Source organism: Streptomyces sp. NPDC037421, from assembly GCF_055602105.1.
Genome location: NZ_JBVJWV010000067.1, coordinates 1 through 11,579, shown reverse-complemented (window position 1 = coordinate 11,579; position 11,579 = coordinate 1). Strand labels below are relative to the sequence as shown.

13 protein-coding genes and 1 pseudogene are annotated in these 11,579 nt (G+C 65.6%); 9 read left to right on the top strand and 5 right to left on the bottom strand.

Going from position 1 to position 11,579, the window contains the following annotated elements; all coding sequences use genetic code 11:
- Positions 1-65: 65 nt before the first annotated feature.
- Together ACZ7IF_RS38750 and ACZ7IF_RS38745 are read right to left on the bottom strand one after the other, a co-directional pair.
- The gene (locus ACZ7IF_RS38750; protein ID WP_470981670.1) at positions 66-1,460 is read right to left on the bottom strand and encodes a transposase family protein; all 1,395 of its coding nucleotides are present in this window, start codon (positions 1,458-1,460) and stop codon (positions 66-68) included.
- Positions 1,454-2,209 (bottom strand): TnsA-like heteromeric transposase endonuclease subunit, encoded by a 756-nt coding sequence (locus ACZ7IF_RS38745; RefSeq protein ID WP_470981668.1) that lies wholly within the window; start codon positions 2,207-2,209, stop codon positions 1,454-1,456. Before ACZ7IF_RS38745 ends, ACZ7IF_RS38750 begins: the two co-directional genes overlap by 7 nt.
- Before the next feature lie 164 nt (positions 2,210-2,373).
- Here ACZ7IF_RS38745 and ACZ7IF_RS38740 point away from each other — a divergent pair, with 164 nt between their 5' ends.
- The 4 genes from ACZ7IF_RS38740 to ACZ7IF_RS38725 all read left to right on the top strand — a co-directional run bounded on the left by ACZ7IF_RS38740 (position 2,374) and on the right by ACZ7IF_RS38725 (position 4,683).
- The gene (locus ACZ7IF_RS38740) at positions 2,374-2,766 is read left to right on the top strand and encodes a hypothetical protein (RefSeq protein WP_470981666.1); all 393 of its coding nucleotides are present in this window, start codon (positions 2,374-2,376) and stop codon (positions 2,764-2,766) included.
- 132 nt (positions 2,767-2,898) lie between these two features.
- Positions 2,899-3,954 (top strand): chymotrypsin family serine protease, encoded by a 1,056-nt coding sequence (locus ACZ7IF_RS38735; RefSeq protein WP_470981664.1) that lies wholly within the window; start codon positions 2,899-2,901, stop codon positions 3,952-3,954.
- A gap of 24 nt (positions 3,955-3,978) precedes the next feature.
- Positions 3,979-4,200: a hypothetical protein gene (locus ACZ7IF_RS38730; protein ID WP_470981662.1), complete on the top strand. Its 222-nt coding sequence runs from the start codon at positions 3,979-3,981 to the stop codon at positions 4,198-4,200.
- 114 nt (positions 4,201-4,314) lie between these two features.
- On the top strand, positions 4,315-4,683 hold the full coding sequence (locus ACZ7IF_RS38725; RefSeq protein WP_470981660.1) for a hypothetical protein: 369 nt from the start codon (positions 4,315-4,317) through the stop codon (positions 4,681-4,683).
- A 330-nt stretch (positions 4,684-5,013) separates the two neighbouring features.
- Here the strand turns inward: ACZ7IF_RS38725 and ACZ7IF_RS38720 are convergent, their stop codons facing one another.
- Positions 5,014-5,205 (bottom strand): hypothetical protein, encoded by a 192-nt coding sequence (locus ACZ7IF_RS38720; protein ID WP_470981659.1) that lies wholly within the window; start codon positions 5,203-5,205, stop codon positions 5,014-5,016.
- A gap of 97 nt (positions 5,206-5,302) precedes the next feature.
- On the opposite strand from ACZ7IF_RS38720, the gene ACZ7IF_RS38715 reads away from it, so the two are divergent.
- The 5 genes from ACZ7IF_RS38715 to ACZ7IF_RS38695 all read left to right on the top strand — a co-directional run bounded on the left by ACZ7IF_RS38715 (position 5,303) and on the right by ACZ7IF_RS38695 (position 10,161).
- Positions 5,303-5,704: a hypothetical protein gene (locus ACZ7IF_RS38715; protein ID WP_470981657.1), complete on the top strand. Its 402-nt coding sequence runs from the start codon at positions 5,303-5,305 to the stop codon at positions 5,702-5,704.
- A gap of 798 nt (positions 5,705-6,502) precedes the next feature.
- Positions 6,503-8,035 carry an ISL3 family transposase gene (locus ACZ7IF_RS38710; RefSeq protein WP_470981672.1) on the top strand — a complete coding sequence of 511 codons (1,533 nt, stop codon included), beginning with the start codon at positions 6,503-6,505 and terminating at the stop codon, positions 8,033-8,035.
- A gap of 32 nt (positions 8,036-8,067) precedes the next feature.
- A complete protein-coding gene (locus ACZ7IF_RS38705; protein ID WP_470981655.1) occupies positions 8,068-8,649 on the top strand; it encodes a hypothetical protein in 582 nt (193 codons plus the stop codon).
- Between the two features lie 150 nt (positions 8,650-8,799).
- Positions 8,800-9,255, top strand: coding sequence for a hypothetical protein (locus ACZ7IF_RS38700; protein ID WP_362237401.1), 456 nt, complete (start codon positions 8,800-8,802; stop codon positions 9,253-9,255).
- Positions 9,256-9,327: 72 nt separating this feature from the next.
- Complete coding sequence (locus ACZ7IF_RS38695; RefSeq protein WP_470981653.1) at positions 9,328-10,161, top strand: transposase family protein; 834 nt, start codon at positions 9,328-9,330, stop codon at positions 10,159-10,161.
- A gap of 264 nt (positions 10,162-10,425) precedes the next feature.
- Here the strand turns inward: ACZ7IF_RS38695 and ACZ7IF_RS38690 are convergent, their stop codons facing one another.
- Together ACZ7IF_RS38690 and ACZ7IF_RS38685 are read right to left on the bottom strand one after the other, a co-directional pair.
- Entirely contained in the window at positions 10,426-11,151 is a 726-nt protein-coding gene (locus ACZ7IF_RS38690; RefSeq protein WP_470981651.1) for a leucine-rich repeat domain-containing protein, read from the bottom strand.
- Positions 11,152-11,223: 72 nt separating this feature from the next.
- Positions 11,224-11,373, bottom strand: a pseudogene (locus tag ACZ7IF_RS38685) (ATP-binding protein); the annotation flags it as partial.
- Positions 11,374-11,579: the final 206 nt, after the last annotated feature.

Genomic DNA, 11,579 nt, shown 5'->3' with positions numbered 1-11,579 from the left:
ACGAACGTCCTGAAACCGGTCGGTAAACGAGCCCGTGACGTCCACGCCACAGGCTCGAACAGACATCACGAACAGCACAAACCACGGTCGGTAAACTTGGCCGTGATCCACTCCTCCAGCAGCTCCTGCAGCTGGGGCAGCGACCACAACGGCTGGTCCTCGACCCGCCGACCGCGGTGCTCGGCCGAGCGGCCGGTGTAGCCGGAGACGAACTGGGCGAACATCGTGGCCACTGAGCCCAGAGTCCGCTCGATGTGCGGCTTGTGCGTGGGCGTCCGGGGCGGCGCGTGGATCACTTCGGTGCCGAACGCGTCGCAGGCCATGTGGAAGTTCCTCGACAAGAACGCCTTGCCGCCGTCCACCACGATCGCCTCCGGGATGATCAGGGGGGACGCGGCTGCATGACGCAGGCGCTCATCCTGCGCAAGCAGCCGCTGGTAGGGCAGCACCGACCGCTCCAGCCGCAGAGCCTGCGACCAGCCCGGCCGCATCGGCGCCGGAGTCACCGCCCGGGCTAGCAACAAAGCCGCGTCCACCGACTTCGTCGTCGGCCTCAGCACCGCCGCAGGGACACTGCGCGTTGCGATATCGACCAGCCCTGTCAGCTCGACACGGCCGACCACCCCTTGGTCCAGCCGCACCAGCACGTCGAACGGGGTCGAGTCGATCTCCATCAGCTCGCCCGGACGACAGACCGTGACCTGGTCGAACACTCCGTCCGGCTGGTTCGCCAGAGACCTGCGGGTCCGTGCCGAACCCGTCGTGTGCCGACCGGCCTCCAGGCGCCGGAACAACCGATAGAACGCCGACCTCTTCGGCACCGCTGTCGGCCCGTACTTGTCCTTGACCAACTTGCTGACGCGAGCGAAGTAAAAGCTGACGGTCCGGGTCGAGCCATCCGTGGCCTGGCTCATCAGCTCCCGCAACTCGTCGACGACTTCGGGACGGAGCTGCCCATGCACCGGCCGGCGGGGAGCATGCCGCCCGTCGACCATGCCCGCGATACCCCGTTCCTGATGCCGACGCCGCCGCCAGCGAACCGTGTGCGCACTCACCGGCCGCCCGAGCTCCATACTCAGCTCGGCCGCCTTTGCCGCCTCCCTCTCGGCCAACGTCCGCATGGCAGGGTCGTACTCCGGACTGGGACGGGCGCCGCGCGGGGCGTCCGGCGGCAGCCCCGAGCGCAGCTCGACCATGTGCCGGTGCCACCACAACGCCTGCTCCACCTGGTCTTCCGGTAGGTGGTCCAGCAGCCCGGTTGGCAGCATCGGCTGGCTGCCGGAGCCAAGAACCGCGAACCCGGGCAATGCCATCAAGGTGGGCAGATGCATGGCGCTGGTGCCGCCGACCTCGTCTGCGAGCCTGACGAGCATCCCCGACAACCCAGCGACCGTTTGCACCTTCCCGCCGAAGACGATCCGGTCGCCCGGCCGGACCACGAGCGGATTGCGCATCACCATGGCGCGGCCTCCATCCCGTACTGCCGGACCACGGAGTCGGGTCCCAGGACCGCCGACTCCAGTTCAGTGACCAACAGGCCCCGCCAGAGCAGGTGATAGAGCACCGGCAGCACGGCGATCCGGTCGCCGACCATCTCCGCCCCCGCGAACAGCGCCCGCGGCGTAGCGAACACCTCCCGCAGCCGATTGGCTGTCTCGTCGTGCCAGTTACGGGGGTGGCGGTAGCCAGCAAGCCACCGCATGTTGGCCAGGGGAACGGGAGCGATCACGCCAACCCGCCGAAATGTCCAACCCGCCACCTCACAGGCCCGTTCGGTCGCGGCGAACGCTTCCGCATCCCCCGGTTCGACCTGGTCGTCCGGGCGGACATCGACCACCACGCCAGTACCGTCGGCGAGACGTGCGAAAAGATCGGGAACGTGTCCCCGCCTCCCCCGAAGACCGGGCCAGAACAGCCGGAACGGTTGCGTCACGAGCCCCTTCACCTGCGGATCGAAGTCCAGCAGCATCACGTGATCACGCTCCAACCTAGACTCGCAGGCCAGAGCCTTCCGCATGGTGGCCGACCAGTAGTCCCGGGTCACCGACCGCTGGCCGTCATATGTACGGACGTTCCTCACCGGCGGCAGCGACTCGAACGGCGCCGTCCAGACCGCTGACAAACGCTCTCGACGGCGTACGCGGTCCTCACCGACGTACTCGACGTCGAAATCCCCGTGCCCGGGACCGGCAAGCACACCACCAGCCACCCCGCCTCCCCCTCACCAGGGCATACGACGAACCCTTGATCACGAGAGAGCCACACCCCGGCCCAGACGAGCAACGGATCAGCTCGCAAACCGCCCCGGAGAGGGAAAGCAAGGCGGAGGAAGTGTCATGAATCAGGTGTGGACCTCCACGAAGGAGTCATCTGATGGGTACGACGACTGATCACCCGATCGAGACCGGCGAGGGTGTGTCGCTTGCCGAGCAGGACACTGGCATCGATGGTGGCGACGTGAAGTCGATGCCGGTGTCCGTGAACGGTCTGTCCAGCGAGTTGCTGGAGGAGCTGGCCGCCCTGGCGGCGGAGAAGACCGCCGAGGGCGGGCTGCACCGGATGGGCGAGGGCGGGATCCTGCCCGAGCTGGCTCAGCATCTGATGCAGGCCGCCCTGGAGGCGGAGATGGACCAGTGTCTGGCCGCGGAAGCGGGCCTGGCCGGCGGACGCGGGTCCCGCTCAGGTGGCAACATGCGTAACGGCTACCGGGCGTCCGCGGGACGAGTCCAGCGGCAAATCCGCGCCACATCGGTCCCCGGTGCCTGATCGTCCGCTTCTCACGGCGTGTGTTTGTGAGACTTCCTGGCCGATGAGATCCTGAGAGGGAGAGCGATCTGGCGCATTCGGTCCCCTCCGGTGAGCATCAAGTGCTGGAAGGGAAGGACTTGGAGACAAGTCATGAAGCTGGCAACAGCAATCGAGCTTCAAGACGAACTCTTGGAATGCCTCGAAGCAGGCAAACTAATCCCCCAAGGCGGCCAAAAGGCCGCCTCCGCCTACTCGGCAACAATAGGCAACCGTTGGGCCCGGCGCGCACTCCGTCGTTTTGGTCCTCAATTTGGTAGTGTGCCAGCCCTCGGAGGCGTAGCCATCGGCCTAGCCCGTCAGGCAAGGGGCGAGTTCGGCCTTCTGGTTCTCCTGCAGGTGGATTCCCCAGATACGTGGCACACCGCCTACTACATCGCGGACCGTGCCCACGGCGAGGCGCGCATTGAATACGTGGGAATGGTCGGAGCCCAGTCTGGTCCGCGGGCCTGCGTTCGGGTCTTCGGTGCCTCCCCGACTCTGCCCCTTACCCCCGGAATGTCGATTGGACATCCCCGCGTTCCCGCAGGGACGCTGGGCGCCTTCGTGGCCTTGGATGCCCACACCGGTGTCTACATTCTGTCGAACAACCACGTGCTTGCTGACTGCGATCGAGCAATACGTGGGGACGCCATCTTGCAGCCGGGCCCGCTGGACGGAGGAAGGAAGCGGAGGAACCGTATCGGCACTCTCAGTGACGCAGTGAAGCTTGAAGCTACCAACACCATGGATGCCGCCCTCTGCCTACTCGATGACGGCAAGCCCTACGAGTGGGGGTGGGCGAGCGGTCTTACCGCCCCGATCGAGGTGTCTCCTGAGCTGTTCGCCCGCGAAGAAATCACGGTTATCAAGGAGGGCCGGACAACCGGACGTACCCGCGGAAAGATCATCGGTATCAGGGCGAGCACGGATGTGAATTTTGGGCATTTTGGGGCCAAGACGTTTGTTGACCAAATTGTTGTGGAAGGTGCCGAGGGAAGGCCTTTCAGTGACAGAGGAGACAGCGGCGCGCTGGTCTTCCGCCCCGACTCCCGAGAACCTGTGGGGATCCTCTTCGCAGGTGGATACGACCCCGGTGGGAGACGCGTATCCTTCGTGACGCCTCTGGTCACGGTGCTGAAGCGGCTGAACGTCACTCTTCTAACCTGAGGCGTCGACCGAAGCGAGGAAGCTATGCCTGATCTCCAGACTGTCGAGGCTGTGAGGAGCGCCCTCGACAAGCGCTTTTCACAAGATCGACGAGTCAACGGCGTAGCGCTCGGCAGAGGTGACGGTGGCCTCGTCGTCCGTGTCCACCTCGTCAGCGGGGAGGACCGGCCGGACCTTGAAGCCGAGATCGACGGCGTCCCAATCGAGGAAGTCGTGGTTGGAGACGTTGCAGCGCAGGCGCTGTAGATCCTGACTGCACCTGGCGCGAGACGCGTCGGCGTATGTCGGTTGCTTGAGCCAGGAGGGTCAAGCTAGGCCACCGCTCGGTTCTCACGCCGTCCCGTAGGGAACCCCTCGTGCATGGACACAGTGTGGATCGTGCTCGCGTCTGTAGGCGGTTTGCTGGTGGTGCTGCTGTTCCTCGTGGGCATCGTGTTGTTCGTATGGGGATCTATCCGTGCCAGCGGCCAGGTGGATGCACAGGCGGCAGATTCACCGGTCCGTGCCATCATCAGACTGCTCATGAAGGCTTTCAGGATTGTCTTTGGCCGGGGCCAGTACACCACCGAGGAACGCATGATGGCCCAAGGTGTCTTCCTGATGACCCTTAGTGCTGTAATTTTGCTGGCGGAGATCGGTGGATTCGCTGCAGCAGCGGCAAGCGGGTCTCTGGGTCAAAAAGACAAGAAGACCGAGGCAGTCGCGATGGCATCCGTGCACCGCGGATAGGGTTCCGGTAGTCCTCGCGGAAAAAGCAACAGCGGAGGTCGTTCACCTCCGTGAGCTCGCGCGTCTCGTCCATGGCCTCATGGTGCCGACCCGCTCGTGGCCGGGTCAGGCGGCTTGCCGAGGCCGACGGCGGGCAGGTCCTGGCCCTGTAGTGGGGTGAAGTCGACGTCGAGTTTCGGGTCGTACGCCTCGGGCCGGATGCCGAGCTCGTGCGTGGGGTACTCGCCGAACCGGTCAGGTACGGCGAGATGGTAGCCCGGTCCTCGGGGTCGATCTCGAAGGGTGGCCCCAGACCTGCTCGGTGGATCTCCCCAGGCGCCGGGCGGCTTGTTACACCTCGCGCTGCGGGTCGGACGGTGTGGTCGCGCTGTCGTCGGCGAAGGGCCGCCGCAGGCCGCGGGGGTTGCGGAGGCCGGTGGGGAAGTCGTAGCCGGGGCCGGCGGAGAAGGCACCAGCGGTCCCCATGTCGATGTCCCAGAACGCGCGGCGATTGGCGTAGGCCGTCCGCTCGATCGAGGTCATGCCTCACCCGACCCAGGTGCCACAAGCCGTCACCGTCACAACGACGTTGAGATGAACGGGTGGCGGCCCCAAGGACTCAGGACCACGAGATCATTCCGTGGCGGATTTTACAGTCACCTTGGAAAGCGGCTCGACCGAAGCCGTGCTTCCGAAGCTTGCCATCCCAACATCTGCTCGGCTCATCGCGTCGGGCTTCCCTCTGGCGTTACAGGGTGCCGAGGTCAGCACGCATGGCACCCCGAAGTATCCGATGTGCCTGCTCGCAGGCTATCTCGGCCTCTCGATGCTCGGCCGAGCCAACGGCAGCACCGCTGGCGGTGCAGTTCCGCATCTTCCGCATGCGGTGGAAGGCACTTCCCGCTGCTTCGGTCACATCCGCGGGGGCGGTGAGGCGGATTCGCTCCAACGCAACAGGCAGGTTGCCGAACCGGAACGCCTCTCGGGCCGCGGTCGCTCGCGGCAGATCAGCATGCAGGTCACCCAGCGCCACGGCACGTAGCTGCTCTCCGGCATCGTGAAGAGCCAGGAGGTATTGGCTGTACAACTCCCGGCGGACATCATGCGAATGGTGTCGCTGCTCACGCCCCCACCGGCCTCGATCCGCGACCGTTGTCGCCCCGACACCGACAAGAGCACCGATCAGCGTGCTGACGACAGGGGCCCAGTCCATAGATTCCGCCTCTCTCCCCCCGTTGATGTCCCCCTCAGTTTCGGCACGTTGCCCGGCATCGAAACACGACCCTGCTGTGGCAACGACCACGATCCCTGGAGCTTGCCGTTGGCAGTCGCCGGCCCGATCCAGCAATCTGTCATGCCGAAAGTACGGGCAGCCAGGAAAGCCTGAAAGCACCTCGCCCGGGCGACCACTCAAGGTGACATCAGCAGCCATCGCGCAGAGGAACACAGACCACTCGATTACAGACTCCTACCAGGACTGGGCCCCTGGGAGAGTTGGGTGCTGGGCCGAGCAGCAGCCCTAGATGCTGTGGGACGCCGACCGGTCGTACACGGCGAGCGGCAATATGCCCTGGGACGAACTGTGAACCGCACAAGGTCTCGTGGGACAGAGATAAGAAGCGGTCGGACGGGACATTATTCACGGGTTGTGGTTCTGGCTCGCTTTCCGTGATGCGCGCACGCTGAGTGACGGCTGACCCTCCGATCAGGCTCCGGGAAGTTGCCTGAAAATGACCAGGGCCGAACTTGATGTGGTCGACAGTGCGGCGTCGTGGAAGAGACGTCGCCCCTCCTGGAGGGCCTGCTATTACCGTCCATCGCAGACGTGTCGGTGCTGTCGATGGACGTGAGTCACGAGGCGATACGCATCGACGTCTGCAGTACGGCAGCCAGGGCGGCATGCCCGGACTGTGGGAGCGAGTCGACCCGGGTGCACAGCTCTTACCTGCGGTTTCCTACGGACGTGCCGAGTGGGGGACGTCTGGTGGTCCTGCAACTGCGAGTTCGGCGGTTCTTCTGTACGGAGTCTTCGTGTGCTCGGCGGACGTTCGCTGAGCAGATGTCCGGACTGACCCGGCGGCACAGCAGGTGGACGGAGCGGTTGCGATCGACCCTCGCCGCGGTGGGTCTCGCCCTGGCCGGCCGGGCCGGCGCCCGGATGGCACGGGCCTTCGGGGTGCCCATCAGCCGCAGCGCGGTGTTGCGGCTGCTCGATGCATTGCCCGAACCCGAAGTCCCAGCCCCACGGGTGGTCGGTGTTGATGAGTACGCCACACGCAAAGGACGGGTCTACGGCACGGTGCTCGTCGACGTCGAGACCCGTCGGCCGGTGGATCTGCTGCCTGACCGGGAGGCGTCCAGCCTGGCCGCCTGGCTGGCGAAGCGCCCCGGCATCGAGATCGTCTGCCGGGACCGCGCGCCGTTCTTCGCAGAGGGCGCCACAGCCGGTGCACCCCATGCGACGCAGGTCGCCGACCGCTGGCATTTGTGGCACAACCTCGGGGAGGCCGCTGAACGGGCTGTCGCCCGCCACCGCCAGTGCCTTCGCGTCCTGATCCCCGATCGCGAGGGGAAGGCCGAACCACCGACGCCGCCCGAGGACAAGGCGGACTCGCCATGGCGGAGCGAGCGATTCGCCAACCGCGTCCGAGCCCGGCACGCCACGGTCCACGCGCTGCTGGAAGCCGGCCACAGCCGTCGCTCCATCGGGCGTCAGCTGAACATGACCCACCGCACGGTCAAGAGCCTCGCAGACGCTGCGAAGCCGGAAGACCTCTTTCGCGGCCAATGGCAGTACAACAGGACCTCCGTCCTCGACGAGTACAAGCCCTACCTGGACGAACGTTGGGATGAGGGCTGCACCAACGCCTGGAAGCTCTGGGAAGAGATCGTTCCATTGGGCTATCGAGGCAGCTACGGCCGGGTCAGTGCCTACCTGCGAGAGAAGCGCACCTCGCCACGGCCGGTCACCGCGCAACCGCCGGCACCCCGCGTTGTGACGAGATGGATCCTCAGCCGACCCGAAACGCTGACCGAGATCGAACAGCTCCGACTCAAGACCATCTTGGCCAATTGCCCCGAACTCGATGCCCTGACCGGTCACGTCCGGTCCTTCGCCCAGATGCTCACCGCGCGCCAGGGCGAACGGCTCCCGCAGTGGCTCGATGCCGTCCGCCAGGACGACCTTCCCAGCCTCCACACTCTCGCGGCCGGTATCGACCGAGACCGCGACGCGGTCGTCGCCGGACTCACACTGCCCTGGAGCTCCGGCGTCGTCGAAGGACACGTCAACCGGATCAAGATGCTCAAGCGCCAGATGTTCGGTCGGGCCGGCTTCGCACTGCTCCGCAAGCGAGTCCTGTTGGCTCACTGATCGATGTCAGATGCCCGCGATAGTTTCCCCACATGGGTGTGTATCTGGTGAGCGTTGGCGCGGAGGAATGGTTCGGTGACGAGGAAGACGGATGGGGTGGAGTTGCTTCAGCACTCGATGCTGAACTCAGGCGGCGGGGCCTGCCGCCCTACGAGGACGTCCCCCCAGAGACGGACTTCGCACCTGGCTCAGGGCAAGCTTTCGAGGAGAAGCTGACCCCCTCCATGACGGGGTTCCTCGCCTTGTGCCAGACGCACCTGTCGCGAGAGGAATCGGAGATCCTCTGCGGCTGGACCGTGCTCGTGCCCTTCTCACTCGATGAGGAGATCTGGCTGCCCATCGAGTCCACCGACCACGAGTCCATGGTGGCCGGCGCTCCTCAGGTACTACCGCTCGCCGAGAAACTCGCGGCAGCCATCAATCTGCCACCCGAAACCCCGGCGACATGCGACAACCTCGACCTGAGCACGTGGTTCAGGCACCAAGCAAAGGAACTGGCCACCACTCGAACAGGACCGTGGACCACAGACCTGGACACAACCTTCTATGTCGCACTGTTCCTGCGTGCTGCCCAGCACTCGATCCGACGCGGCTGCCCCATCGTCTGCACCTGAGGCTGCCCATCTTCGGTCCACGGTTCTCCCAGCGGAGATCACTCAGCGTGCGCGCTTCACGGAAAGCGAGCCAGAACCGGCTCGTGAACAAAGCCACTCGATCGCACCCTTTTCCGGAAAACCCCATCAATGGGCTTCTACGATCTATGCATGCTGGATCCCGAGCTGCTGGAACGGATCACCGCGCGGCGCGCGGAACTGGACGAACTCGAAGAACGGCTGGCCAAGGAGCTGGCGGAGGTGCGGGCTGAGCGGGATGAGCTCGCTGTCGCCGAACGGGTCCTTGAGCGGGTGTCCGGGCAGCTCGCCGAGGAACGCGCCTCGGACCTGCCGGCGCCCGGGCAGGTGGCCGGACGAGCGGTGATGCTGATCCCGCACCGCGAACCGGGCGTGGAGGAGAGCACGCTGCCGCCGGACTATCAGCGCATTCTCACCGTTGTGCGGCAGGCCGCGGGACCGGTCATGGCCCGCGAGGTCGGCGAGGCGGTGGGCGTCGACATCAGTGTGCGGGCCAAGCTGGAACCGCTACGCGGCAAGCTGGTCAGACTCGTCGATCGCGGCTGGCTGCGGAAACTCCCCGACGGCCGGTTCACCTCGCGCCTGTGACCAGGGGCACCGCCGCCCGGAGCGGTGCGGCACAGGCGTAACCAGGGTGCCCCCGGCGGCCGTTGGAATTGTGTGACGAATACCAAGAAGCACGCCGAGGACACCTGCCCGATTGTCTACCAGTGCCGTCTGTCGCTGTCCACGCACACCGTCAACCACCTCGCCGATCTGCTCAGGCGCCATCTGCAGGCGATCAGGTCCCGGTGGCGGATCCTGCCACCGGGGAAGATCGCGGTGATCGTCCTGGCCGTACTTCGCCACGACGAACGTCTGGCCGACATGGCCGGCGGCAACGACGTGTCCGAGTCCACCGTCCGACGCTGGCGGGACGAGCTGATCGCCCTGCTCGCCGCCCAGGCGCCGCGCCTGGACCGCGCCCTGAAGAAGGTCGTCAATCAGGGCGGGGAGGTGGTTCTGATCGACGGCACCCTCATCCGCACCCAGCGCCGCACCGGACCGGCCGACCGGCGCAACTACTCCGGCAAGCACCGCAGCCACGGCTTGCACTTCCTCGCCCTGACCGACGAGAACGGCCGCCTGATCTGGATCTCCGCCGCCCGGCCCGGCCGCACCCACGACAACACCGCCGCCCGCCACGACCACACCCTGGCCCACCTACGTGCCGCCGGCCTCGGCGCTCTGGCCGACCTCGGCTTCCGCGGCCTGGACAACAACATCCGCGACCCCGTGATCGTCACCGGCTACACCGCCAGCCGCACCCACAAACTCACCGCCGGTCAGAAGGAAGCCAACCGCGTCCTCGCCGTCGGACGCGCACCGGTCGAGCACGGCTTCGCCCACCTCAAGAACTGGCGGATCCTCACCAAACTCCGTACCGATCCCGCCCACGCCACCCAACTCCTGCGTGCTCTGCTCGTCCTGACGAACCTCGAAGTCGACCGCTGACGGACGATCTTGTCCGCAGACTTCCGCCCGCGACCAGCACGAGCACCACGAGAGCCGATCACACTAGCCCTTTGACCTGCGACTTAAAGTTGGCGGGAGCTCAGGGAGCGTCACTTCCGGCCTTCAGACGCCAAGGCGTGCGCCGTCTCGCACGAGTCAGTCACTCGCAATCGAACACCGAGGTCACGCTCCGCGATGGTTCCCCAAGATCTGTGCCATAACCGAGAAATAGCGGCACTGTGGCGAGAGGTGGTGTCGTCTCTGTCACGTCAGGACGACGCACCCCCGCCGCTCCAGCTCGCTGAGGAGTGGTAGCGATGGATCGACCTCGTTCCAACGCAGATCCAGCTTTTCCAGCGATGGCATCAGGGCCAGCCAGTCGGGCAGCTGGCCGAGGAGGTTGCTCCGCAGGTCGATCTGACGCAGGCGCGGGAGGCCGGCCAGAGACTCCGGCACCTCGATCAGAGAGTTCTCGCGTAGGTCCAGGTGGCGTAGTTCGTGCAGCCCGGCTGCCGACATTGGCAAGTCCTCGATCGCGTTCCCCCGGAGCCATAGCTCACGCAGGTTGCAGAGCTGGCCGATGGCCTCGGGCAGGGTGGTGAGCCGGTTGTGTTGCGCCCTGAGCTCGATGAGGCAGCTCATCCCACCGATGGTCTCCGGCAGGGTGGTGAGGGAGTTCTCGCCGACGTTGAGGTAGCGCAACCGGGTCAGGTTTCCCAGGGAGTCCGGAAGACGTGTCAGCTGGTTGTCGTGGAGGTAGAGGCAGCCGCTGAGCGCGGTCAGCTTGCCGAGTTCTTCGGGCACCGACGTCAGCGCGTTATGTCCCAGGTCCAGGGTGTTCAGCTGGTGAAGCTGCCTGATGTCTGGAGGGAGGGCCGTAAGTCCGTTGTCCGCGAGGATCAGCACGCGGAGCTCGCTCTGTCGCCAGACCGACTCAGGCACCTCTCCGAGCTCTTGACGCCACAAGTTCAGCGCATGCCTCACGGCCATCCCCCTTCATCAATCCTCCTGGGCTCCGATTCTCGTTCGGGATCTCGGGTCCAGCAGGCAGTTAAGACAAGATCAGCCACCCTTGGCCGATTCCTCGGCCCGTGCTCGGGTGCTGGCGAGGCGGTAGGAGTCGGTGCCTGTTTCGATGATGGTGCCGTTGAAGGTGAGGCGGTCGACGATGGCCGCGCAGAGGCGGGGGTCGGTGAAAGTCTTGGTCCAGCCAACTGGGGCTGGCACTTGTTCCTCTGGGCGAGAGCGCCCTGCGACCTGGCCGTTTCAGGGGTCTGGGCATCTCTTTGATTGTCTTGCTGACAGCGCGGTTTCGTAGGCACTGGGACCTTGACCCCGGATTTTGGACACCGGAGACACTTGGATCTTGATGGTCCAGGAGAACGGAGTCCCTGTGGGGATGAAGCATTACCCCGCCG

Bases quoted from the DNA above. Each gene is read 5' to 3' on its own strand.
- ACZ7IF_RS38750 (WP_470981670.1), bottom strand. From the start codon at position 1,460: ATGGTGATGCGCAATCCGCTCGTGGTCCGGCCGGGCGACCGGATCGTC.
- ACZ7IF_RS38740 (WP_470981666.1), top strand. From the start codon at position 2,374: ATGGGTACGACGACTGATCACCCGATCGAGACCGGCGAGGGTGTGTCG.
- ACZ7IF_RS38735 (WP_470981664.1), top strand. From the start codon at position 2,899: ATGAAGCTGGCAACAGCAATCGAGCTTCAAGACGAACTCTTGGAATGC.
- ACZ7IF_RS38730 (WP_470981662.1), top strand. From the start codon at position 3,979: ATGCCTGATCTCCAGACTGTCGAGGCTGTGAGGAGCGCCCTCGACAAG.
- ACZ7IF_RS38725 (WP_470981660.1), top strand. From the start codon at position 4,315: ATGGACACAGTGTGGATCGTGCTCGCGTCTGTAGGCGGTTTGCTGGTG.
- ACZ7IF_RS38720 (WP_470981659.1), bottom strand. From the start codon at position 5,205: ATGACCTCGATCGAGCGGACGGCCTACGCCAATCGCCGCGCGTTCTGG.
- ACZ7IF_RS38710 (WP_470981672.1), top strand. From the start codon at position 6,503: ATGGACGTGAGTCACGAGGCGATACGCATCGACGTCTGCAGTACGGCA.
- ACZ7IF_RS38705 (WP_470981655.1), top strand. From the start codon at position 8,068: ATGGGTGTGTATCTGGTGAGCGTTGGCGCGGAGGAATGGTTCGGTGAC.
- ACZ7IF_RS38700 (WP_362237401.1), top strand. From the start codon at position 8,800: ATGCTGGATCCCGAGCTGCTGGAACGGATCACCGCGCGGCGCGCGGAA.
- ACZ7IF_RS38690 (WP_470981651.1), bottom strand. From the start codon at position 11,151: ATGGCCGTGAGGCATGCGCTGAACTTGTGGCGTCAAGAGCTCGGAGAG.